Below are 23181 nucleotides of genomic sequence, written 5' to 3'. Positions count from 1 at the left end.
TTGTAAAAAGAAGGCAGTGAAATTCACCGCCAACATTAACACCAGCCGTTTTCATAGTCACAATCCACGTATTTTTCATCGTTTCCTGAGACCACATCGGCTGTTTTATAAAATTTCTCATTTTCAAAGGAATAACCGGATTTAAGCTCATATTCATCCATGCTTGTCATTTGCCCGATCATCTCATTATCATGATATAACGAGAGCCGGCCATTTTGAAAGCGGCCTGTCACATCATTGGTGACATCGAGCTTTTGTTTGCTGAAAGCCATATTGGACACCTCCTACACCGTTAGCGTGTCCAATTGCCTTCACAGCTATCCTATTTTAGTCTTCTTGTGTCATCTCTTCGTATTGCTCTGCTGTCATCAGTTTTTCAATTTCAGAAGCGTCAGACGGCTCAATGACGATCATCCATGCTTTTTCGTACGGAGATTCGTTGACGAATTCCGGACTGTCATCAAGATCTTCGTTTACTTCCACAACAGTTCCGTTAATCGGTGCATAAAGCTCAGATACCGTTTTAACGGATTCAACACTGCCGAATGGCTCGTCCGCTTTGATTTCAGCGCCAACTTCAGGAAGCTCGACAAACACGATGTCGCCTAGCTCGGACTGGGCAAAATGCGTAATTCCGATTCTGGCTTTTTCTCCCTCAACTTTAACCCACTCGTGTTCTCCTGAGTAACGCAAATCTTTAGGTATGCTCAATTGAATCCCTCCATTTTTTACAGCACTACAATAAGAAGATACCACACTTTTCAAAAAAAATTGACATTAAGCCCAGTTTTCTTCAAATTGGTCTTCTTTAAAACCGACTGTCACTTTTTCGCCGTCTGTTGTAAGAGGGCGTTTGATCAGCATTCCGTCTGAAGCCAGCAGTTCAAGCTGTTCGTCCTCTGACATGTGATACAGCTTTTCCTTTAGATTCAGTTCGCGGTATTTCATGCCGCTCGTGTTGAAAAATTTCTTGAGATCCAGCCCGCTTTTTTCATAAAGCGCTTTTAGTTCTTCTTTGCTTGGAGGCTGCTCTGCAATATGTATTTCGTTGATTTCTTTTCCATGCTCTTCAAGCCATTTCTTTGCTTTGCGGCACGTTCCGCATTTAGGGTACCAGTAAAAAGTTAACGACATCTTCTTCCCCCTCAATAAAATAATCGAGGTTATTTTAACACAGTTTGTTTTAAAAGCCTAAAACTGTGCTCCTTAAAAAAGCTCCGCGCATGCGGAGCTTTTGGACAATCAGACAATATATTTTTCAGCCTCAAAAACGCCCGCTGCCGCTTCGCGTTTTTTCTGAATGACGTTTTTAGGCGTTACGCGCGTCAGCTTGCGAAGAGCGGAAAGCATCATGCGGAGTGAATCTCCTTCTTCTATTGCGATAAGGGATTCCTTCGCGTGCGCTTCAATTTCGTTAAAAGCTTCCTGAACGAAAATTTCAGTATACAGCACCTTTTGCGCCGCTTTTTCTTCTCCTTGGGCGGCAATGGCCTTTTCCGTTCTGAGTACGGCGGATTCCATTGCGTATACATTGCTGACGATATCCGCGACGTTGACGAGAATTTCTTGTTCGCGATCGATGGCTTTTCCGTATTTTTGCGCGGCGAGACCGGCGGCGAACAGCGCGATTTTTTTGGCTTGCTTGACGATATATTTCTCCTGCTCTAAAACGCCGCTGCCCGGCTCTTCCGGCATAAGCATCATGAGTTCTTCTTGGAGCGCCTTCGCTTTTTCGAATAGAGGCAGCTCGCCTTTTAACGCTTTTTTCAGGAAAGTGCTTGGCACGATTAACCGGTTGATTTCGTTTGTGCCTTCAAAAATCCGATTGATCCTTGAATCCCGATAGGCTCTCTCTACTTCGTATTCCTGCATAAAACCGTAGCCGCCATGAATCTGCACGCCTTCATCTACGATATAATCAAGCGTCTCGGATCCGAATACTTTATTCAGAGAGCATTCGATGGCGTATTCTGCAATTGACTTGGCGATTTGCCGGCCGTCCTTGAGGTCTTCGGCCGTAAACTGGCTCATATTGTCTTCAAACAGCCCGACGGTTCTGTACACAGAGCTTTCCATCGCGTAAAGCCTTGATGCCATTGTCGCGATTTTTTCCTGTGTCAGCGAAAAGCCCGCAATCGGCGTTTTAAATTGGCGGCGCTGATTTGCGTATGCTGCAGACAGCTCAATCACCCGCTTAGATGCTCCAATCGTGCCAACCGCCAGCTTATAGCGGCCGATATTCAAAATATTAAAGGCGATGACATGCCCTTTGCCGATTTCTCCGAGCAGGTTTTCTTTTGGCACTTCAGCCTGATCTAAAATAAGGGTTCTTGTCGATGATCCTTTGATCCCCATTTTCTTTTCTTCCGGACCTGTGGATACGCCCGGGAAATCTTTTTCTACAATAAAGGCTGAGAATTTGTCGCCGTCCACCTTCGCGTAAACGACAAATACATCAGCAAAGGCAGAGTTGGTAATCCACTGTTTTTCACCGGTTAATACGTAATGCGTCCCCGCTTCATTCAGCACGGCTGTTGTTTTTGCTCCCAGCGCATCAGACCCGGATCCGGGTTCAGTCAACGCATAAGCCGCGATCTTTTCGCCTGAAGCAAGCCCGGGCAAATACGTTTTCTTTTGCTCTTCTGATCCGAAAAAGACGATCGGCAAGGAACCGATGCCGACATGCGCGCCATAAGAAAGCGAAAAGCTTCCCGCACGCGAAAATTTTTCCGTAATGAGTGCGGAGCTGATTTTATCAAGGCCGAGCCCTCCGTATTCCTCTGGCACATCAGCGCCAAGCAGCCCTAGTTCGCCGGCCTTCTTCAACAGTCTGACAGAATGCTCGAATTGGTGGTTTTCGATTTCATCTATATGAGGGAGAACATCTTGCTCGATGTAATCCTCTGTTGTTTTTGCAATCATTTTATGCTCGTCAGTGAAATCCTCCGGTGTATACATTTGATCGTATGTGACATCGTCGATTAAAAATCCGCCGCCTTTTTGTACTTCAGCCGCTTTTTTCACCATTTGTTTTTCCCCCTTTAGCATAATTCAAATACACCGGCCGCTCCCATCCCGCCGCCAATACACATTGTGACGACTCCAAACTGCTCGTTTCTCCGCTTCATTTCATGAATGAGTGAAAGTGTAAGCTTTGTGCCCGTACAGCCAAGCGGGTGCCCAAGCGCGATGGCGCCCCCGTTGACATTCACTTTTCCTTCATCAATTCCCAGTTCCCTGATCACTTGAATGGCCTGTGATGCGAAAGCTTCGTTCAGTTCAAACAAGCCGATATCCTGCAGCTGCAGCCCGGCAAGCTTTAAGGCGCGCGGAATGGCTTCCACCGGTCCGATGCCCATCACCTCCGGCGGCACGCCGCCTACCGTAAAGGAGCGGAATTTCACAAGCGGCGCCAAGCCAAGCGCATCAGCTTTTTCCCGATCCATCAGCATGACAGCTGCCGCTCCGTCACTCGTTTGCGAGGAATTGCCGGCAGTAACTGTTCCATCAACAGAAAAAGCCGGACGCAATGTCGCTAAAACCTCTGTGGTCGTTTGCGGGCGAACACCTTCATCCTGAGAAAACACAAATTGTTTTTCCTGCGGCTTATGATTTTCTCCGATTTCTGTCACCGTCACTTCGACAGGTACTATCTCATCTTTAAATTTCCCTTCTGCAAGGGCTTTGGCCGCATTCTGGTGGCTGCGAACGGCAAATGCGTCCTGATCCTCACGTGAGACGCCGTATTTTTTCGCGACCTGCTCAGCTGTATGTCCCATGCTCATATAATATTCCGGCGCCTGTTCTGCCAACGCTAGGTTCGGACGGGTGACATGCCCCATCATCGGAACCTGTGACATGGATTCTGCTCCCCCGGCAATCGCTGTATCGTAGGCACCAAGCATAATTTTTTCTGCCGCATATGCGATGGACTGAAGACCTGAAGAGCAGTAGCGATTGACTGTAATCGCCGGAACCGTATACGGCAGTCCCGCGAGCGCGCCGATGTTTCTCGCCATATTGAGCCCCTGTTCCGCTTCAGGTGTTGCACAGCCGATAATCAAGTCGTCAATATTGCCTTCGTAGCCGCCTGCCCGCTTCAGTGTTTCCTTCACGCAAATCGCTCCTAAATCATCCGGACGAACGGCGGCCAGCGATCCTTTTTTGGCTTTCCCAACCGGTGTCCTTGCACCTGACACAATGACTGCTTCTTTCATAAGCTCCCTCCTAATTCCGTAAAGGTTTACCTTTCACAAGCATATGCTGCATTCTCGCTTGAGATTTCGCCTCTCCTGCCAAACTCAAAAACGCTTCTCTCTCGATTTCCAATAAATACTCTTCATCAACCTCTGTGCCAAACGGCACTTTTCCGCCGGCTATGACATAAGCGAGTTTTTTCGCGATGTTGAAATCATGCTCAGATATATAGCCGGACAGTTTCATCTGCTCAGCGCCAAGCAAGAGTGCCGCATAACCGGTTTCTCCCGGCACCTTGACCTTTTCTTTTACAGGCGTGCGCCAGCCGGTATCGTATAAAGATGCGGCAAGCTGCTTCGCATCGTACAGCAGGTGATCCTGATTCACGCTGATATGGTCCGTTTCTTTTAAGATGTTCATCTCACGGGCCTCTTGGGCGGAAGCGGACACTTTCGCCATTGCAATCGTTTCAAATGTTTTCATTGCCGCATTCATCGGATCAAGACCGCGGCGTAGATGGTTGATGTACAGCTCTTTGTTTCCTCCTCCGCCAGGGATGAGGCCGACACCCGCTTCCACAAGGCCCATATAGGCTTCGCTTGCTGCTTGAATACGAGCGGCCGGCAGGCATACTTCCGTTCCTCCGCCGAGCGTCATGCCAAATGGCGCAGCGACAACCGGTTTTGCGCTGTATTTGATTTTCATCATCGTCTCCTGAAAACGGCGTATCACGAAGTCAACTTCCAAAAAGTTGTCATCCTGGACTTCCATTAAGATCATGGCGAGATTCGCGCCGACACAGAAATTTTTTCCTTGGTTGCCGATGACAAGCCCTTTATAGTTCCGCTCTGTTTCCTCTAACGCCTTGTTGATCATTTGGATGATGTCGAGGCCGATGGCATTGCTTTTTGAATGAAATTCAAGCAGGGCCACATCATCTCCAAGGTCGATCAGGCTTGCTCCGCTGTTTTTTTCAATCACGCTGTTTGTTTCCTTGAGCGCTTGTAAATGAATCCGTTTTTTGTTTTCTTTCACGGCTCTGTATTCGCCGCGGTCATAATAAAATACCGTTCCGTTCTCTCTGATGTAAAAGGTTTCATTTCCTTTGTCCAGCATGTCTTTAATCCAGCCGGGCATTTCAGCTCCAAGCTTTTCCGCCGACTGCTTGAGGCCGATGGCATCCCACATTTCAAACGGGCCCAGCTCCCAGCCGAATCCCCACTTCATGGCTTGGTCAATCGCATGAATATCATCGGCAATCTCGCCAAGCAGCTCGGCTGAGTAAAGCAAGGTTTGAGATGTGATATTCCACAGCAGTCTGCCGGCTCTGTCATCGGAATAAATAAGCGCTTTCAATTTGGCTTTTGTCCCTTTTACCTGTTTTGCCGCTTCAAGCGCCGGTGATTTCATTTTTGTCCGCTCGCCATAAGTAAGCGTCAATGGATCAAGCTCATAAATCGTTTTTCCTTCTTTTTTATAAAAGCCTTGTCCGGCCTTGCTTCCGATCCATCCTTTCTGAAGCATATCGTTCATGAAGCTTGGCAAGCGGAACATATCTTTTTCTTTTCCGTCCGCTTTGTCATACACATTTCGGGCCACGTGAGCGAATGTATCGAGTCCGACCACATCAAGCGTTCTGAAGGTCGCGCTTTTCGGTCTGCCGATCAGCGGACCTGTGATCGAATCGACTTCCCCAACCTGATAGCCGCCTTTCAGCATTTCTTGAACTGTGACGAGAAGCCCGTACGTGCCGATGCGATTCGCGATAAAGTTCGGTGTGTCCTTTGCTGTGACAACACCTTTTCCGAGGACATTTTCACCAAACGCCGTCATAAACTTCAAAATATCAGGGTCCGTTTCCTGAATCGGAATGATCTCCAGCAGTTTTAAATAACGGGCAGGATTAAAAAAGTGCGTTCCGAGAAAATGGGCTTTAAAATCATCCGACCGGCCCTCAGCCATTTCCTGAACTGATATGCCGGATGTATTGCTTGAGACAATGCTTCCTGGCTTCCGGTATTCATCCACAAGCGTAAAAATTTGCTTTTTGACTTCAAGGTTTTCGACAACGACTTCAATAATCCAATCTGCTTCTTTCAGCTTTGCTGCATCATCCTCCAGATTGCCTGGCGTGATATAGGACGTATTTTTCGCTGATGTGAGGGGAGCGGGTTTTTGTTTCAGCAGTTTTTTCAACGCCTGCCGGCTCAGCCTGCTGCGAACCTCCGGACTGTCCTTTGTCAGTCCCCTTTTTTCCTCTTCCTTTGTCAAATCGTTCGGCACAATATCAAGCAGCAGGACAGGAATTCCGATATTAGCCAAATGCGCCGCAATCCCGGAACCCATTACCCCCGATCCTAAAACGGCTGCCTTCCGAATGTGTTTGTGCATGAGATATCCCCCTTGAACATTGAATGAATAATCATTCATTTTTTGACCAAAAAAAATGAAACCCGTTTCTTCTTTCATCTTAAAAGATTTCCGGTTCGACTTCAATAGCTAATTTGTTATTTTTTTGAATGAAGCCTATAAAAGACGGGCAACTTAAATCCGGAGGTGAAGGGAATGGTGCGAGAGAAAAAAAATCCGTCTTCAGCGGCAGTCAGCGCGGCGAGCGTAAAAGGAGACGCCGGTCCGACCCAGCATTACGGCGGCGGAAAACGGACAAGTCAAAATCAGCAGTATAAAAAACAGAACATGGAACAATCATAATGCAGCTGCTCCTTCGCGGCTGCTTTCACTTTTTCAAGATCCCTTTTAGCACAAACGCTGCATTGGCGGGCCGTTCGGCAATCCTTCTCATAAAGTAGCTGAACCAGTCCGTTCCATATGGGACATACACACGCATTCTGTACCCTTCCTTGGCAAGTTCCTTCTGGCGCTCCGGCCTGATGCCGTATAGCATTTGAAACTCAAATTGCGACGCGGGGATTTGATGCTCGGCGACAAGCTGTTTCGTACATGCAATGATGTCATCGTCATGTGTGGCGACAGCCGTGTAGTTCCCGCTTAACAGCTGCAGCTTGATTAAGTTTTGAAAATGAAGGTCTGTTCCTTTTTTGTCGGGAAACGCTACAGCCGCAGATTCTTTATACGCGCCTTTCACAAGTCTGAGATTCGGCTTTATGTCACACATGTTTCTAATGTCTTCTGCCGCCCGGTACAGATACGCCTGTATGACCGTGCCGAGCTTCTCAAATTCCTGTTTGCATTTCCTGTAAATAGAAAGTGTCTGTTCATAATGAGAATAGTCTTCCATATCAATGGTCACAGCAACATCATATTGCTTCGCAACGGAAAGAATGTCGCGCAAATGAGTAAGAGCGAGTTCTTCTGAAAGATCAAGCCCGATCGAGGTCAGTTTTAATGAAAGCTCTGAATCCAATTGGTATTCGGCAATGGCTCGAATGGCTTTCTTGCATTCCTCGGCGACTTGATTTGCTTCTTTTTCCGAAGCTGCATACTCGCCTAAATAATCAATCGTTGCGCATAAACCAGATCTGTTTAGCCTTTTGACGGCCTTAACCGCCGAGTCAATTGTTTCCCCTGCGACAAATCTTTGTGCGCCGAACCGCGTTCCGTATGCTTTTGCGAACTTGGTAAGTGTTTTATTTTGAGAAAAAAATAAAAACACATGTCTTAACATCCGACTCCCTCCCGCCGTCATCTTCAAAACACCTGTATATAACTCCCAGACTGAAGGAAACTATAAAATGAACAGAAATCAAAGGAGGATCACAATGGACAATCAGCAGCAAGCTCAAATGCCGCCTTCCGTTATTTCGACAAAGGATCATTTGTATCTCAATGACATGCTGAACTGGAATTTGCTCGCGATGAAAAAAGCGCATTTCATGGCGCAGCAGTGCCAGGATCAAACATTAAAGCAAGAACTCGACCGTGTCGGACACATGCACCATGATCACTATCAAAGAATTGTAAAGCACCTGCAGCCGGACCAGCAGCAGTCCGGTTATATCCAATAAGGAGGCGCCAGAATGAATCAGCAAAATCAGAAAATCAGCAACCCGCAGACACCCGTACCGACAACTTCGGAGATGAATGACAGAGATTTCGTCAATGAACTGCTGTCAACGGAAAAATACATGACAACAGCTTATTGCACAGCCTTGCACGAATTCAGCCACGAGTCTCTTTATCAGGATATTCAATCCATTTTTGATGAGTCACAAAAAGCGCAAAGAAAACTATATGACCTCATGTTCCAATATGGATGGTATTCTGTTGAAGCGGAGGATGCCCAAAAGCTGCAGCAGTCCTATCAAAAGTTCCAGCAGACCATTCAGCAGCAGTCTCCTTACCAGCAATAACAGCATCAGCAAAAAGGATACGATGCGCGTTCGGGCATCTATCCTTTTTTTATGGGGAAAAAACAGTTGACTTTTCATTTATGCTTATTTATATTTAATAAGCATTAACTATTTTGTCATCAAAATATATATACAGTGTATGTAATAGAGGGGAAATGAACATGAAGAGTGCGGATCGGTTAATGTCCGATATTCAACTATCGCTTCAGGCGCTCTTTCAAAAGATACAGCCTGAAATGCTGGAAAGTATGGAGAAACAAGGTATTACCCCAGCGCAGCTGTTTGTGCTGGCCAGCCTGAAAAAACACGGAAGCCTTAAAATTTCTGAAATTGCCGAGCGCATGGAGGTTAAGCCAAGCGCGGTGACATTAATGGCAGATCGACTTGAGCAAAAAAATCTCATCGCCAGAACGCACAACACGAAAGACAGGCGAGTGATTGATCTCAGTCTTACTGATGAAGGAGACAGAAAGTTCGAGGAGGTTTTGGCGGGCAGAAAAGCCATAATGGCGCGATATCTCTCTTTCTTGACGGAGGAGGAAATGCTTCAGGCGGCGCATATTACAGAAAAGCTCGCACAGGCAGCAGCGGAAACTGATGAAAAGCACAACACGAAAAGAGGAAACGAATGAAATGAGTAATGAAGACAAACAGCAATCAAAACGAACATTATTAATAACAGGCTTAATTATTGCCATGTTTTTTTCAGCGCTTGACGGTACCATTGTCGGAACGGCCATGCCGAAAATCGTCGGTGATCTGGGCGGTTTGAGCATGATGACCTGGCTGACAACAGCTTATTTGTTAACATCCACAACTGTTGTTCCAATTGCCGGTAAACTGGCCGATTTATTGGGACGCCGCATTGTCTATGTATCAGGTTTGATCATTTTTATGGCAGCTTCTGCTTTGTGCGGAATGGCCAACAATATGACAGAATTGATTATCTTCCGAGGGCTTCAAGGAATCGGCGGAGGCATTATGATGCCGATGGCGATGATTGTCATCGGTGACTTATTCACAGGTAAACAGCGTGCTAAATTCCAAGGGGTCTTTGGCGCAATTTACGGGCTGGCTTCAGTGATTGGGCCGCAAATCGGCGGCTGGATTGTAGACTCTTTAAACTGGAAATGGGTTTTCTATATTAATCTCCCAGTCGGAATCATTGCTGTTATTTTTATTGCCAGAGGATTGCAGGGCCGCCGGCAGACTGGCCCGATCAACTTCGATATCGCTGGTATTTTCACGATGATTGTCGGGGTTGTCAGCCTCCTCCTCGCCTTAAGCTTTGGCGGGAAAGATTACGCGTGGGGTTCATGGCAGATTCTTGGCCTGTTCGCACTCGCACTGATCGGCATTGTCAGCTTTATTATCGTAGAATCAAAAGCAAAAGAGCCTATCCTGCCAATGTATCTGTTTAAAAACAGAACGTTTACATTTCTAAACCTGATCGGCTTCTTTATGAGTATCGGCATGTTTGGTGCCATTACGTTTGTTCCTTTCTTTATGCAGGGAATTGTTGGCGTAAGCGCGTCTGAATCAGGCACGATTATGACTCCGATGATGATCTCTATGATCATTACAAGTATTATCGGCGGCCAGCTTGTTTACAAAATCGGCATTAAACCGCAAATCATTACAGGTATGCTGGTGATGGCCGGCGGATTCCTGTTGTTGACGACTTTGGATCTTGATACGAGCAAGCTTGTCGCTACATCGTATATGGCGATCATCGGTCTGGGAATGGGTCTGGTTATGCCGATTCTGACACTTGCTTTACAGGAAAGCTTCTCGAAGGAAGAGCTTGGGGTTGTCACTTCATCCAGCCAATTCTTCCGTTCTATCGGAGGGACATTCGGTATTACTATGCTTGGCGCTGTGATGAATGCGAGATCAGGAAGTTTATTAACAGATAAACTGGTGCCGTACTTAGACTCACTTCCGGCACAGGCAAGCTCGTTTGCCTCACAGCTAAAAGGGATGATTGACACAAATCCGCAGGGACTTCTGCAATCATTGTTCAGCCCGGAAGCCCTGAAACAAATTCCTGCTGCTTTCTCATCTCACATTTTGCCAATTTTAAAAACATCGTTAATGGATTCACTCCACAGCGTGTTTTATACCGGCCTGATCTTTATCGCAGTCGGAGCCGTATTTACTTTGTTCTTAAAGCCTATCAAGCTATCGAACAAGAAAACGGGAGAAGAAGTAAAAGAGAAAACGGCACAAACCGTTGAATCACCTTCCCATTAATAGAGCACCCCGCGGGTCCCAAATCCGCGGGGTTTTCTTATTCGATCATCTGAGCCCTGCCATTTCCGAAGGACCAATCCTCATCCTGATTTCCAGCCAGCATGATAAACACATCTTCTTTTCTTACACCAAGCTTGGTATGAATCCGACTTGCGATTGACCGGTAAAGCGCTTTTTTCTGGTCAGTTGTTCTTGAATGTTTCAACGTAAAATGAATGTATATCAGCTCATCGGTACGCTCGACCTGCAGATAAGACGGATCATAAAAAAATTCGCTGTTTTCATATTGCCTGATGACTTGAAAATAGTCATCTTCCGGCACATTGATTTCTTCAGTCATTGATTGATGAATGGTCCTGCTTAGTTTTTGAAGCCACGCTTCGCTTCTCCCCGCCCGTAAATGAATTTGTACAAATGGCATCCCCGCATCTCCTCTCTTACAGCGTCTGTCCGCTGTCAATTGTGATGATTTGACCTGTGAGCGATTCCTGTTCAACAAGCGAACAAATCAATTTGGCGACATCATCCGGTTCAGCAATACGCTGCAGCAACAAAGTGCCGATCATACTTTTCATTTTTTCTTCCCGGCCGGCCCACCATCTCGTTGCGACAGCTCCCGGTGCTACACCGCTCACTCTGATTTCAGGCGCTAAGGCGTGCGCCAAAGATTTCGTTAAGCCGTGTACCGCCGATTTTGACACTGCGTAAGGCATAGATGAACCCGCACCGGTTACCCCTGCGATGCTGCCGACATTTACGATCGCCCCGGCCTTGCTTTTTTTCATGAAAGGAACCGCTGCCCGCGCGCAAAAAAACATCCCTTTCACATTGACAGCGTAAAGCTCATCCCAGATGTCTTCTGTCGCAGCTTCAAGGTCCTCCATTGGAATATGCCTTGTAATGCTGGCATTGTTGATTAAAATATCAATGGTGCCGTATGTTTTCACAATCGATTGAACCATATCCTGCACTTCGCTGTTTTTGGATACATTCGCTTGGATGGCAAAAGCTTGCCCGCGATCTTTTTTAATCATTTCTACTGTTTCCTCCGCTTCGGATTGCGAGCGTGAATAATTCACCGCAACAATCGCTCCGCGTTTTGCCAATTCCATGCTGGCTGCTCTTCCGATTCCTGTGCCGCCCCCTGTTACGAGAGCTATTTTGTTCATGACATTCATTGCCGCCACTCCTTGCCGTTTATGAAATTTTCTTGCTGATTCCATTGTAATCCAGGTTTGGTGTTACGTATAATGATTGTTAAAGATACTTGCTATCACTTAGATTGATAGCAAACGAACGGAGGAATGCAAAATGGAAAGCGGAGATTTACGTGTGTTTCAAATGGTAGCCCGCGAAGGCTCCATTACAAAAGCGGCCCGGCAGCTTGGCTATGTGCAATCGAATGTCACGGCCAGAATTCAGCAATTGGAAGCTGAGCTGGGCACCATGCTGTTTTTGCGCCATAATCGGGGCATGACGCTTTCCGCAAGCGGAAAGCTGCTGCTGGACTACACCAATAAAATTATCGGTCTGCTGGATGAAGCGTCTAAAGCACTCTCATCCTCCGTCGAACCAAGCGGACCGCTTATGATCGGCTCCACTCAGACAACCGCCGCAGTAAGGCTTCCGAAGCTTCTGGCTTCTTATTATGCAGAGCACCCAAACGTCCAGCTGTCTTTAACAACAGGACATACACAATTTCTCCTTGATCAGGTTCTTCGCTATGAATTGGATGGCGCCTTTATCGGATGCGAATGCAATCATCCTGAGCTCGAATCCTATCCTGCATTTGAGGAAGAGCCGGTAATGGTTTCGGCTGCTTCCGTCTCTAGTGAAGAGGACGCCATTACAAAACCGATTCTCGTTTACAGCACAGGCTGTTCGTATCGCGAGACACTTGAAAAATGGCTGCGCTCTGTCGGTGTCACACAGCCAGTCATTATGGAATTTGGAACGCTTGAAGCGATTATCGGCGGGGTTACAGCAGGTCTTGGCATCTCGCTGCTGCCGAGAACGGTTGTGCAGAAACACGCGGCTGAAGGGACGATTCGATTGTACCCGCTGCCTGAAGCTCTCAGACAGATGAAAACAGAATTTATTGTCCGAAAAGATTCGTTTATCAGCAGCGCGCTGCGGACATTTATGGATTCCTTCTTGCCCGAAAAAACGTCAGCATCACAAAAAAGCAGTCTGCTGTGATTGGCAGACTGCTTTTTTAGCTATTGTTTGTTTCGATGCGCTTCATTTAATTCCTTAATATGCTGAATGATATCTTTAATGCCCTGCTTCCCGTCAGGATATGTTGCATTCCAATGCTTGGCGAGCGGGGGCATGCTTTTGGCGATATGCGTGTATAAAACCCATTGCTTTACTTCTTCTTTTAGCTCATTGCTTGTTTCACCAAGCAGAAGCTCAGTATACTTCTCCAGCAATCCATCCAGCTGCTCCTGAAGTTTTTGTTCCATTTTCCATCTTCCTTTCAAAAAACAGCAAGGAGCTTTCTACAGTGAAAGCTCCTTCGCTGACGTATTATCCATGTGATGTAAGAGCCGCTTCCTGGACAATGCATCTGCCCCTGCCATGAGGGATGCAAAGAGGCGTTCCGAACAGCGGGTCCTGTGTGACCTGACAGTTCATCGAAAACACATTTTGCACAAGGTCACAAGTAATGACCTCTTCCGGACGGCCTTCAGCATAAATACGTTTATCTTTTATAGCCACAAGATGATGCGCATAGCGGCACGCCAAGTTTAAGTCATGGAGAACCATGACAATCGTCCGCTCTTCCGTCTCATTCAGCTCAAACAGCAAATCAAGAATTTCGATTTGGTGCGTCATGTCCAAATACGTTGTCGGTTCATCCAGAAGGATAATATCCGTTTCCTGCGCAAGCGTCATCGCGATCCAAGCCCGCTGGCGCTGTCCGCCTGACAAAGAATCGACGGCGCGGTCAGCCAGGTCTTCAAGTTTTGTTGCTTTAAGCGCTCTCTCAACCGCTGCCTCATCCTCTTTTGACCACTGTTTCAGCCAATTTTGGTAAGGATATCTTCCTTGCTTTACAAGCTGATGCACGGTCAGCCCCTCTGGAGCCGAAGGCCCCTGCGGCAAGATGGCGAGCTCTTTTGCGACTTCCTTCGTCGGAAGCTTGGCAATCGCTCTTCCTTCCAGGAGCACTGAACCGCCTCTCGGCTTCATCAGACGCGCTAATGAACGTAAAAGTGTCGATTTTCCGCAGCCGTTGCTGCCAATAAATACGGTAATTTCACCTTTGGGAATTGTTAAATTCAACTCATCAATAATAACGGCATCCCCGTATCCTAAGCTCAGCGTTTCTGTAGAAATTGCACTCATACCCATAACCGCTCCTTTTTGCTGGCTTTAGCAGCACTATGTATTGCACGTTTTCTATATACATGCGTCGTTTAAAGTCAATTGTCATCAATGCAAGTGATTCAGCCATTTGATATGGTTATATATCCCTCATTGTAGCAGAAAACACTGACTTTGAAAATCATTTTCAATTAGTATTTTGGACATCATTGGCGTTTATGGTTTTTAATCACATGGTTATTTCTTGATTTCTCTCACCGAACCGTTTTTCAGCTTCAGCTTTAAGTCGATATGATCAAAATGGCTGTCCAGATTAAACGCTGCCAGCACACTGTGAATCACTTCTGTTTCAGCCATTTGGTCATTCACGGAAAGCTCGCTCAGGATCATTTTCATCTCATCTAATGCTTCTTCTCCCTCCTGAGTTATGCCAGAGAGTTTATCCTGGATTTCCGCTGTTTCCTGAGTCCCGTTTTTTGTATAGATTCCTTCATACCGATTATGCTCACCATCCCCGTAGCTCACACGAAGCGAGAAATTGCTGTAAGGAACGGACTTCAGTTGAGTGACGGCTGAATGTTCTCCTTCTGCCTGCTGTTGTTCTTCATTGAGACGGCAGCCCGCAATCAGAACCACTGCGAGACAAACAGCCCCGGCTGCTCTGATCAAATGCATATGTTTCCCCCCTGTAGGATTCCATTTGTTTTAGGTATATCCAGAGAATGAAATCCTCATTCAGGGAAGAATTTAAAAAGCCGAGGCATATAACGCCACGGCTTATCTTTAAGATTCTGTCATTTGCAAAAAGGCTTCCGCATCACGAACGGCCAGCTTGATGGCATTTTCCCAGAAATCGCGCTTCGTAATATCAGCGCCCAAATGCTTCATCGCCAAATCTTCCACAGTCATAGAAGCTGTATCCCGCAACAGTGCAATATACTTCTCTTCAAACGCGTTTTTTTCCTCAAGCGCCATTGCGTAAATACCGAGAGAAAACAGGTAGCCGAACGTATAAGGAAAATTGTAAAACGGCACCCTCGTGATGTGAAAGTGAAGCTTTGACGCCCAAAAGAGCGGATGGTATTCTCCTAACGCATTGCAATATGCTTCTTTTTGCGCCTCTTCCATCAGCTCATTCAAACGGCCGGCCGGAACCACTCCACGCTTTCGTTCTTCATAAAATCTCGTTTCGAATAAGAATCTTGCATGGATATTCATGAAAAACGCAACGCTTCTTTGCACTTTATCTTCAAGAAGGACGAGCTTTTCTTCCTTCGTCTCCGCCTGCTGGACAGCCGCATCCGCCACAATCATCTCTGCAAACGTTGAAGCCGTTTCTGCGACATTCATGGCATAGGACCGATTTAACGGCCTGACATTGAGCATTGATTCCTGATGGAATGCGTGCCCAAGCTCATGTGCAAGCGTTGAGACATTTGAGGCACTTCCCGAAAATGTCATGAAAATCCGCGATTCTCCGCTGTCAGGAAAGCTCGTGCAAAAGCCGCCGACTCTTTTTCCGCTCCTGTCTTCCGCTTCTATCCAACGGTCCCGAAACGCTTTTTCAGTGAAAGAGGACAGCTTTTTGCCAAACGTTGAAAACTGGCTGATGATGACATTTGCGGCTTCATCATAAGTATAGGCTTTTCCGTCAGACCCGATCGGCGCCTCAACATCGTACCAGCTGAGTTTTTCAAGGCCGAGCATCGAGGCTTTCCGGTTCAGAAACTGAACGAACGGCTGCTTGTTTTCAGTGATGACCTGCCACATCATATCAAGTGTTTCTTTTTTCATCCTGTTGATCTGCAGCGGCTCCTTCAAGACGTTCTCCCAGCCCCGCGCTTTATAGGTTTCAAGCCGGAATCCCGCCAAATGATTAAGCGTGCTGCTGAACACATCCTGCTTGCTTTCCCAAGCTTGATGCAAACGTTCATATATTGTTTTTCTGACAGCGCGGTCTTGATGATCCATCACATTTTCAGCCTGGCCGACAGACAACTGCTTGTTCACACCGTTTTCCTCATACGGGATCGTCATTTTTCCGACAACCATATTGTATAAGTCGCTCCAAGCGTGGTATCCGTCCACCGCGAGGTTTCCAATCAGCTTTTCTTTATCCGGGCTGAGCTTTTCGGCAACCCGCTGTCTTCTTTCATTTAATATGTATGATACATCGCGTAATCCCGGTTTTGTTAACAATTCATTCCACACATCTTGATCAATGGCCACAAGTTTATGATCTAATGTAACGAGTGACGATTGAAAATCTGCGGAAAGCCGGTTCATAAGTGACTGATGCTCTATAGCCTTCTGATCATTGATATTCTGGGCCTGAAGGCAAGCGACAAAAGCGCCGGCCTGCTGAAGCATGACAGATGTCTGTTCGAATACAGCAAGCAATGCCGTCAGCCCTTCAGCCTCTTCGGGCGATTCTGGCGCCTGAAACGCATCAGTCCTATCTTGAAATGCAGAGAGACTTTGTGACAGCTCCTCAATATATCTCTTGAATTCTTCTGAGTGGCTCCCGCCCTTAAAAAATGAATCCAGATCCCACCTCTGGTCTACCCCTTGCAGCGCCATAACACAAAACCCCTTTCCTTCTTTCGTTTTATTATAGAACAATTCTGAATTATTGTATAAAAATTTCTTTTATAGGCGTCTTTTTCCGTATATGAATGTACAATAGCTGTAACAGATCATTTAGGAGGTATATGATGCATAAAAAAATCGCAATCGTAACTGGAGCGTCAAAAGGCTTTGGTCAGCTGGCGGCAGTAAAGCTCGCCAAGTCATTTTTCGTGATTGCCACAACAAGACAGCCTGAGAAAGCTGAACAGCTGCGGGAATTGGCCGCAGCACACAATGTGTCAGATTCTATTCACATAACCGCTCTCGACGTCACAGATGAACAATCCATTGCCTTATTCGGGAAAGCTATGAGTGCTTACGCTCCCATTGATCTTCTCGTCAACAACGCCGGAACGGCTTACGGCGGATTTGTCGAGGATGTGCCGATGGAACATTTCAGACAGCAATTTGAAACGAATGTCTTTGGAGTCATCCATGTGACAAAAACTGTGCTGCCTTACATAAGAAAGCACGGCGGCGCAAAGATTATAAACGTGAGCAGCATCAGCGGACTGACCGGATTCCCTGCGCTGTCGCCTTATGCGGCGTCCAAGCATGCATTAGAGGGTTTTTCTGAAAGCCTGCGTATCGAGCTGCTTCCATTCGGTATCGAAACCGCTTTAATCGAACCGGGCTCATACAAGACATCGATCTGGTCAACCTCATTATCAAATTATATGTCGGTGCCTGCAGACGATTCAGCCTATCATCAATACTATAAAAAAATTCTTTCCTACGTCGAAAAAAACGCCGATGAAAGCGGGGACCCCCAAGAGGTTGCCGACCTCATTTATCATTTGGCAACAAAACAGCACGTAAAGAAATTCCGTTACCCAATCGGAAAAGGCATCAAGCTCACCCTGTTATTCCGGTCGCTATTCCCTTGGTCTGCGTGGGAGTCTATCCTGAAGAAAAAACTATTCAACTAACCTAAATTATAATTATTATAATTTAGTATTGATTTTTAATTAATATATGGTATAATTATATTAACAGATCACAAGGAGGACGTTATCTTATGAAAACTGAAAACGCAAAAACAAACCAAACATTAGTTGAGAATTCAATGAACACGCAATTATCAAACTGGTTTCTTTTATACGCTAAGCTCCACCGCTTTCACTGGTATGTGAAAGGACCGCATTTCTTTACATTGCACGAGAAATTTGAAGAACTGTATGACCATGCAGCGGAAACAGTCGATACCATCGCAGAGCGCCTGCTGGCGATCGGCGGGCAGCCTGTTGCCACAATGAAAGAATACATTGAGCATGCATCTATCACAGACGGCGGAAATGAAACGTCAGCGTCAGAAATGGTACAAGCATTGGTAAACGACTACAAACAAATCAGCAGCGAATCTAAATTCGTGATCGGCCTAGCTGAAGAAAATCAAGACAATGCAACAGCGGACTTGTTTGTCGGATTAATTGATGAAGTGGACAAACAAGTATGGATGCTTTCCGCCTACTTAGGATAAAAAAAGCTGAACCCTTTTCGGGTTCAGCTTTTTATTTTCTTATTAGCTTGTGCTGCTTTCTGTCTGTTTGGTCAATGTCACATTCAATGTTTTCGTTTTTCCGTTTCTCAGCACTTGGATTGTCGTTTGATCTCCGACTTTCAAGTCTTTGTAAAGGATCTGACGGATATCCGCACTGCTTTTCACGTCTTTGCCGTTTAGTTTGACAATGACATCCTCAGATTTGATGCCGGCTTTTGCTGCTGGTGAATTCCCTTGAACTTCTTTTACATAAACACCTTTGCCCAATTGATCGCCAAACAGGCCAAGTGTATTTTCCTGATACGTTTCAGGAACTTGCGACATATCAATCATTTGCACGCCTAAAAATGGTCGATCTACTTTCCCTTTTGCCAGCAGCTGGTCAACAATCGGCTCGACATCATTGCTTGGGATCGCAAATCCAAGTGACTCCACGCCGCTTTCGCTCACCTTCAAACTGTTGATGCCGATGACCTGACCGCTTGCATTGATTAACGGGCCTCCGCTGTTCCCCGGATTGATCGCTGCGTCAGTTTGCAGCACGTTCATTTCCACCGTGCCTTGTGTTGTATCCACATCAATCGTCCGGTTGAGTCCGCTGATAATGCCTTGTGTTACCGTGCCGGAAAACTGCTGACCGAGCGGATTTCCGATGGCGATGACCTTTTCACCCGTACGCAGCTGTGAAGAGTCGCCGAAGCTCGCCACTTTTTTGATGTTCTTGCTGTTGATTTCCAGAACAGCCAAATCAGTAATCGTATCACTGCCGACAAGCTTGGCAGTCTCCGTTTCCCCATTGTATAACGTGACAGTCAGCTTATTAGCGCCTTCAACGACATGGTTGTTTGTGATGACATACGCCTTATTGCTGTCTTTTTTGAAAATGACGCCTGACCCGGTTCCGCTTTCACTTTCTGAACTGGAGCCGCCACCCGTGCCGAATGTGTTATTTTGAGAGGTTTGGATATTTGAGATGCCGACAATCGTCGGCTCTAAATCCTCTACCATATCAGCAACGTTTGAAGCGTTCGTTATCGGTGTCGTTGAAAAATTATTAGATTGCACCTGTTTATTGGCGGAAGCCGTCTCGATCGCCTGATTTTGGTCTGACGGAAGATAAGGAGCGACACCGAGCATCAGGCCCCCGCCGATAATCCCGCCTAAAATCGGACTCAGCCATGCGGCTCTCCGTTTCTTTTCCTTTTTCACAGCCGTTTCTTTCTTTTCCATTTCTAACGCAGAAGCTGTTTCCTGCTTTCCCGCTTCATATGAAACAGGCGCGTCAAGCAATTCCTGTTCAGGATGTTCAATCAGCTGCCGGTTTTCTATGTTCGAATGTTCTGTATGTGAAGATTCTGTTTGATGTTGATCGTTTTGGTCATCACGTCGATAATCCATGGTTCTTACACTCCTTTAACGATTTTTCATTTATCGTTACATATTCATCGCATGTACAAGTTCAATTGTCCCAATAATGAGGAGAAAAGCAAAGCACCAAAATAGAATATGTTTCATCATCCTACATCTTCCTCGCTCTTTTTCTTCCTTCCTTCCCTTAAACATATCATAAACAAACATTGTGGGATAAAAATGAAAAGAATATGTGAAATTATGAAAATGTCCTGCCGTATGTTAAAACTAGTTTATAATGACGTTGAAAGGATGTGAAGAGCCTTGTCATACACCATTTATCTAGTTGAAGATGAGGATAACCTGAATGAACTGCTCACGAAGTATTTAGAGAATGAGGGCTGGAACATTACATCTTTTACGAAAGGTGAAGACGCCAGAAAGAAAATGACGCCGTCTCCCCACCTGTGGATTCTCGATATCATGCTGCCGGATACCGACGGCTATACATTAATAAAAGAAATCAAAGCGAAAGATCCTGACGTGCCGGTCATTTTTATTTCCGCCCGAGATGCAGATATTGACAGAGTGCTTGGCTTAGAGCTTGGCAGCAATGACTACATTTCAAAGCCGTTTCTGCCGCGGGAGCTGATTATCCGTGTGCAAAAGCTGCTGCAGCTCGTTTATAAAGATGCTCCGCCTGTCCAAAAAAATGAAATCGCCGTCTCTTCGTACCGGGTCGCTGAAGATGCCCGCGAAGTCTATGATGAAAACGGAAATATCATCAATTTGACGTCGAAGGAATTTGATCTGCTGCTATTATTTATCCATCATAAAGGGCATCCATACTCTCGTGAGGATATTCTCGTTAACGTATGGGGGCATGATTATTTCGGAACGGACCGTGTTGTTGATGACCTTGTCCGGAGACTGCGCAAAAAGATGCCTGAATTGAAGGTGGAGACGATTTACGGGTTCGGCTACAGGATGATGACATCATGAAAAACAAACCGCTCTCGTTTCAAATATGGGTTGTCATATCCGGCATCCTGTTAGCGATATCCCTTTTACTGCTTGTCTTATTTTCAAACACGCTGCGCGATTTCTTTACGAATGAAACGTATACGACAATTGAAAATGAGCAGCATGTTCTGACGGAGTACCGCCTGCCGGGTTCAATTGAAAGGCGTTATTACAGTGAAGAAGCCACCGCGCCGACCACCGTCCGCTCCGTACAGCACGTGCTCCTGCCAGAAAATGAAGAAGCTTCTTCAGACAAGGATTTAAGCATTCTGTCGTCTTCGTTTATCCATAAGGTGTACAAGCTGGCCGATAAGCAGGAGGCCAAAAAGAAACGGTACAGCGCCGATATCAATGGAGAGAAAGTGTTTTTTGTCATTAAAAAGGGGCTCTCCGTTAATGGACAATCAGCAATGATGCTCTCTTACGCGCTTGATTCTTATCGGGACGACCTGGCCTTTACCCTATTCAAACAGCTTCTGTTTATTATAGCTGTTGTCATTTTATTAAGCTGGATTCCGGCCATTTGGCTTGCGAAGTACCTATCAAGGCCTCTCGTGGCATTTGAAAAGCACGTCAAACGGATTTCCGAACAGGATTGGGATGACCCAGTGAAAGTGGACCGGAAAGATGAGATCGGCAAATTGGGCCATACCATTGAAGAGATGCGCCAAAAGCTTGTGCAAAAGGACGAAACTGAAAGAACCCTCTTGCAAAATATCTCTCACGATTTAAAAACGCCGGTCATGGTCATCAGAGGCTATACGCAATCGATTAAAGACGGGATTTTCCCTAAAGGAAATCTTGAAAATACAGTAGATGTCATTGAAGGCGAGGCCCTTAAACTGGAGAAAAAAATAAAGGATTTATTATATTTAACGAAGCTGGATTATTTAGCAAAGCAAAAAGTGGAGTACGATATGTTCAGTATCGCGGAAGTGACGGAAGAAGTCATCGAAAGACTGAAATGGGCGCGGAAAGAATTATCGTGGAGAATTAATGTAGAAGAAGACATTCTGATGATGGGCGATCCGGAGCAATGGAACAAACTCCTCGAAAATATTCTGGAAAATCAAATCCGCTATGCTGACACAAAAATAGAAATCAGCATGAAACAAGATGATCGGAATATCGTGATCACCATTAAAAATGACGGCCCGCATATTGAAGATGAGATGCTCTCCAGCCTATATGAGCCATTTAATAAAGGGAAGAAAGGCGAATTCGGCATTGGTCTCAGCATCGTAAAACGAATTTTAACTCTTCATAAGGCGTCTATCTCAATTGAAAATGACAAAACGGGTGTAACTTACCGCATAGCAGTGCCAAAATAGACTGTACATGTTTTTGCAGTCTATTTTTTTATGTGAAAGAATAGCCGTTAAAATCTCTGTAATTTGCTTTGAGCGGCTGTTTGCATTGATGAACCCATTTTTTCTCTGACAAGGTCTGTTTCGGATATTTGACTTTCTCCACTTTGATTCCTCTGTTTCGCAAGCGGCTGATCATTTCGTCCAATTCTTTCATTTTAGATTCACCCTTTCGCTTGAGCTTTGACCATTCGGTCATCTCAATATATAATATAAATAATACATGATAAAAAAACAAGTTACAATAAGGTTAATTTTATAATAGAAGGTGTGACTATATGGTCATATCCTAATGAGGCCTTCGGGCTCTGAAAGGGTGGAACCATTGAAGGAAAAAGAAAAGCTGATTATTGAAACAGCCTTAAAACTATTTGCGCAAAAAGGATACAACTCAACTTCAGTTCAGGAAATCGCAAAAGAATGCAAAATATCTAAAGGCGCTTTTTATATTTATTTTCCTTCGAAAGAAGCGCTTCTTCTGTCTATGCTGAACTACTATTATGATAAAACGTTTACCCGAATTTTAAATATTAAAACGAAGGGCGACAGCCCGAGAACGGCTTACCGCAAACAGCTGACCGTACTCTATGAAAATATCCTTGAACATAAGGATTTTATCAGCATGCAAATGAAGGAAGGTTCCCTGCCTTACACAGAAGAAGTGGAGCAATGCGCAAAAAAAATCCGCCAGTCCTCACTTCAATTTCATATTGACAGCCTGCTGAACATTTACGGAAAAGCAGCGGAGCCGTACACTGCAGAGCTTTGTTTCTTAATTGAGGGGATCAGCCAGATTTATCTGGAATGCATGATTTTGCTCGATTACAGTGTGAAGCCGGATCAATTAGCCGACATCATTATGAATCGAATTGATGATATGGTAAAAGGCATGTCTGAACGACACGATAAGCCTTTCATCACATTGGAAGAGGCAAGCTCTTTATTTGGGCCTCTTACACACGGACGGCCTGACCCGCTGACTGAATCGATTGTGAAAAGCCTTCGTGACAAAATTAACAGCTTACACACAAACTCCTCTCTTGAATTATCGGAGAGCTTAGACATACTTGAAGCAGAAATGAAGAAAAAAACACCGAAGCTGGCGATCATAAAAGGAATGATCCATAATCTGACGGAGTCTGAAGCTCTCGCCAAAGATGCGGAGCAGCTTAAATACCTATTAAAACAGCAACATATTTAG

At 45.6% G+C, this 23181-nt stretch carries 25 protein-coding genes and 1 pseudogene; 11 read left to right on the top strand and 15 right to left on the bottom strand.

Annotation, left to right across the window (positions count from 1 at the left end):
- Positions 1 to 35: 35 nt before the first annotated feature.
- The 6 genes from V756_RS0104375 to V756_RS0104350 all read right to left on the bottom strand — a co-directional run bounded on the left by V756_RS0104375 (position 36) and on the right by V756_RS0104350 (position 6588).
- Entirely contained in the window at positions 36 to 272 is a 237-nt protein-coding gene (locus tag V756_RS0104375) for a YusG family protein (protein WP_003240826.1), read from the bottom strand.
- Positions 273 to 327: 55 nt separating this feature from the next.
- The gene (gcvH, locus tag V756_RS0104370) at positions 328 to 711 is read right to left on the bottom strand and encodes a glycine cleavage system protein GcvH (RefSeq protein ID WP_024713600.1); all 384 of its coding nucleotides are present in this window, start codon (positions 709 to 711) and stop codon (positions 328 to 330) included.
- 66 nt (positions 712 to 777) lie between these two features.
- Positions 778 to 1134, bottom strand: coding sequence for an arsenate reductase family protein (locus tag V756_RS0104365; protein ID WP_003222779.1), 357 nt, complete (start codon positions 1132 to 1134; stop codon positions 778 to 780).
- A gap of 108 nt (positions 1135 to 1242) precedes the next feature.
- Complete coding sequence (gene fadE / locus V756_RS0104360; protein WP_024713599.1) at positions 1243 to 3027, bottom strand: acyl-CoA dehydrogenase FadE; 1785 nt, start codon at positions 3025 to 3027, stop codon at positions 1243 to 1245.
- Between the two features lie 14 nt (positions 3028 to 3041).
- A complete protein-coding gene (locus V756_RS0104355) occupies positions 3042 to 4217 on the bottom strand; it encodes an acetyl-CoA C-acetyltransferase (protein ID WP_024713598.1) in 1176 nt (391 codons plus the stop codon).
- A gap of 10 nt (positions 4218 to 4227) precedes the next feature.
- The gene (locus V756_RS0104350; RefSeq protein WP_024713597.1) at positions 4228 to 6588 is read right to left on the bottom strand and encodes a 3-hydroxyacyl-CoA dehydrogenase/enoyl-CoA hydratase family protein; all 2361 of its coding nucleotides are present in this window, start codon (positions 6586 to 6588) and stop codon (positions 4228 to 4230) included.
- 174 nt (positions 6589 to 6762) lie between these two features.
- Between V756_RS0104350 and V756_RS01000000121835 the strand changes: the two genes are divergently transcribed.
- A complete protein-coding gene (locus V756_RS01000000121835; protein ID WP_032681721.1) occupies positions 6763 to 6909 on the top strand; it encodes a YuzL family protein in 147 nt (48 codons plus the stop codon).
- Positions 6910 to 6934: 25 nt separating this feature from the next.
- Here the strand turns inward: V756_RS01000000121835 and V756_RS0104340 are convergent, their stop codons facing one another.
- Positions 6935 to 7843 (bottom strand): proline dehydrogenase family protein, encoded by a 909-nt coding sequence (locus V756_RS0104340; protein ID WP_024713596.1) that lies wholly within the window; start codon positions 7841 to 7843, stop codon positions 6935 to 6937.
- Between the two features lie 94 nt (positions 7844 to 7937).
- On the opposite strand from V756_RS0104340, the gene V756_RS0104335 reads away from it, so the two are divergent.
- The 4 genes from V756_RS0104335 (at position 7938) to mdtP (ending at position 10781) form a co-directional block, all read left to right on the top strand.
- Positions 7938 to 8183 carry a hypothetical protein gene (locus V756_RS0104335; RefSeq protein ID WP_024713595.1) on the top strand — a complete coding sequence of 82 codons (246 nt, stop codon included), beginning with the start codon at positions 7938 to 7940 and terminating at the stop codon, positions 8181 to 8183.
- 12 nt (positions 8184 to 8195) lie between these two features.
- A complete protein-coding gene (locus V756_RS0104330; protein ID WP_024713594.1) occupies positions 8196 to 8528 on the top strand; it encodes a spore coat protein in 333 nt (110 codons plus the stop codon).
- A gap of 161 nt (positions 8529 to 8689) precedes the next feature.
- The gene (mdtR, locus tag V756_RS0104325) at positions 8690 to 9160 is read left to right on the top strand and encodes a MarR family transcriptional regulator MdtR (RefSeq protein ID WP_024713593.1); all 471 of its coding nucleotides are present in this window, start codon (positions 8690 to 8692) and stop codon (positions 9158 to 9160) included.
- Positions 9126 to 10781: a multidrug efflux MFS transporter MdtP gene (mdtP, locus tag V756_RS0104320; protein ID WP_255210012.1), complete on the top strand. Its 1656-nt coding sequence runs from the start codon at positions 9126 to 9128 to the stop codon at positions 10779 to 10781. Before mdtR ends, mdtP begins: the two co-directional genes overlap by 35 nt.
- Before the next feature lie 37 nt (positions 10782 to 10818).
- Here the strand turns inward: mdtP and V756_RS0104315 are convergent, their stop codons facing one another.
- Together V756_RS0104315 and V756_RS0104310 are read right to left on the bottom strand one after the other, a co-directional pair.
- Positions 10819 to 11202, bottom strand: coding sequence for a tautomerase family protein (locus V756_RS0104315; RefSeq protein ID WP_024713591.1), 384 nt, complete (start codon positions 11200 to 11202; stop codon positions 10819 to 10821).
- 16 nt (positions 11203 to 11218) lie between these two features.
- Entirely contained in the window at positions 11219 to 11959 is a 741-nt protein-coding gene (locus tag V756_RS0104310) for an SDR family NAD(P)-dependent oxidoreductase (protein WP_024713590.1), read from the bottom strand.
- Positions 11960 to 12092: 133 nt separating this feature from the next.
- Between V756_RS0104310 and V756_RS0104305 the strand changes: the two genes are divergently transcribed.
- Complete coding sequence (locus V756_RS0104305; RefSeq protein WP_024713589.1) at positions 12093 to 12980, top strand: LysR family transcriptional regulator; 888 nt, start codon at positions 12093 to 12095, stop codon at positions 12978 to 12980.
- A 20-nt stretch (positions 12981 to 13000) separates the two neighbouring features.
- Here V756_RS0104305 and V756_RS0104300 read toward each other — a convergent pair.
- From V756_RS0104300 to V756_RS0104285, 4 genes and pseudogenes are all read right to left on the bottom strand, one after another.
- Positions 13001 to 13311: pseudogene (locus tag V756_RS0104300) on the bottom strand (YusU family protein).
- Positions 13311 to 14138, bottom strand: coding sequence for an ABC transporter ATP-binding protein (locus tag V756_RS0104295; RefSeq protein ID WP_081719768.1), 828 nt, complete (start codon positions 14136 to 14138; stop codon positions 13311 to 13313). Before V756_RS0104295 ends, V756_RS0104300 begins: the two are co-directional and overlap by 1 nt.
- A gap of 210 nt (positions 14139 to 14348) precedes the next feature.
- A complete protein-coding gene (locus tag V756_RS0104290) occupies positions 14349 to 14786 on the bottom strand; it encodes a YusW family protein (RefSeq protein ID WP_024713586.1) in 438 nt (145 codons plus the stop codon).
- Positions 14787 to 14894: 108 nt separating this feature from the next.
- Positions 14895 to 16691 (bottom strand): M3 family oligoendopeptidase, encoded by a 1797-nt coding sequence (locus V756_RS0104285; RefSeq protein ID WP_024713585.1) that lies wholly within the window; start codon positions 16689 to 16691, stop codon positions 14895 to 14897.
- A gap of 134 nt (positions 16692 to 16825) precedes the next feature.
- Here V756_RS0104285 and V756_RS0104280 point away from each other — a divergent pair, with 134 nt between their 5' ends.
- Entirely contained in the window at positions 16826 to 17668 is an 843-nt protein-coding gene (locus V756_RS0104280; RefSeq protein ID WP_024713584.1) for an oxidoreductase, read from the top strand.
- Between the two features lie 89 nt (positions 17669 to 17757).
- Positions 17758 to 18219 (top strand): metalloregulation DNA-binding stress protein MgrA, encoded by a 462-nt coding sequence (gene mrgA, locus V756_RS0104275; RefSeq protein WP_024713583.1) that lies wholly within the window; start codon positions 17758 to 17760, stop codon positions 18217 to 18219.
- Between the two features lie 42 nt (positions 18220 to 18261).
- On the opposite strand, the gene V756_RS0104270 is transcribed toward mrgA, so the two are convergent.
- Positions 18262 to 19638, bottom strand: coding sequence for a S1C family serine protease (locus V756_RS0104270; RefSeq protein ID WP_024713582.1), 1377 nt, complete (start codon positions 19636 to 19638; stop codon positions 18262 to 18264).
- A gap of 276 nt (positions 19639 to 19914) precedes the next feature.
- Here V756_RS0104270 and cssR point away from each other — a divergent pair, with 276 nt between their 5' ends.
- Both cssR and cssS read left to right on the top strand, forming a co-directional pair.
- Positions 19915 to 20592 carry a two-component system response regulator CssR gene (gene cssR / locus V756_RS0104260; protein ID WP_024713581.1) on the top strand — a complete coding sequence of 226 codons (678 nt, stop codon included), beginning with the start codon at positions 19915 to 19917 and terminating at the stop codon, positions 20590 to 20592.
- Entirely contained in the window at positions 20589 to 21944 is a 1356-nt protein-coding gene (gene cssS / locus V756_RS0104255) for a two-component system sensor histidine kinase CssS (protein WP_024713580.1), read from the top strand. The genes cssR and cssS overlap by 4 nt, the downstream gene beginning before the upstream one ends.
- 28 nt (positions 21945 to 21972) lie before the next feature.
- On the opposite strand, the gene spxO is transcribed toward cssS, so the two are convergent.
- Entirely contained in the window at positions 21973 to 22137 is a 165-nt protein-coding gene (gene spxO, locus V756_RS01000000121830; protein WP_032681718.1) for an anti-adapter protein SpxO, read from the bottom strand.
- A 168-nt stretch (positions 22138 to 22305) separates the two neighbouring features.
- Between spxO and V756_RS0104245 the strand changes: the two genes are divergently transcribed.
- Entirely contained in the window at positions 22306 to 23181 is an 876-nt protein-coding gene (locus tag V756_RS0104245) for a TetR/AcrR family transcriptional regulator (RefSeq protein ID WP_024713579.1), read from the top strand.

Source organism: Bacillus tequilensis KCTC 13622 (assembly GCF_000507145.1).
GTDB classification, from domain to species: domain Bacteria; phylum Bacillota; class Bacilli; order Bacillales; family Bacillaceae; genus Bacillus; species Bacillus tequilensis.
The sequence above is the reverse complement of the archived record's forward strand: the minus strand, read 5'-3'. Positions and strand labels throughout refer to the sequence as shown.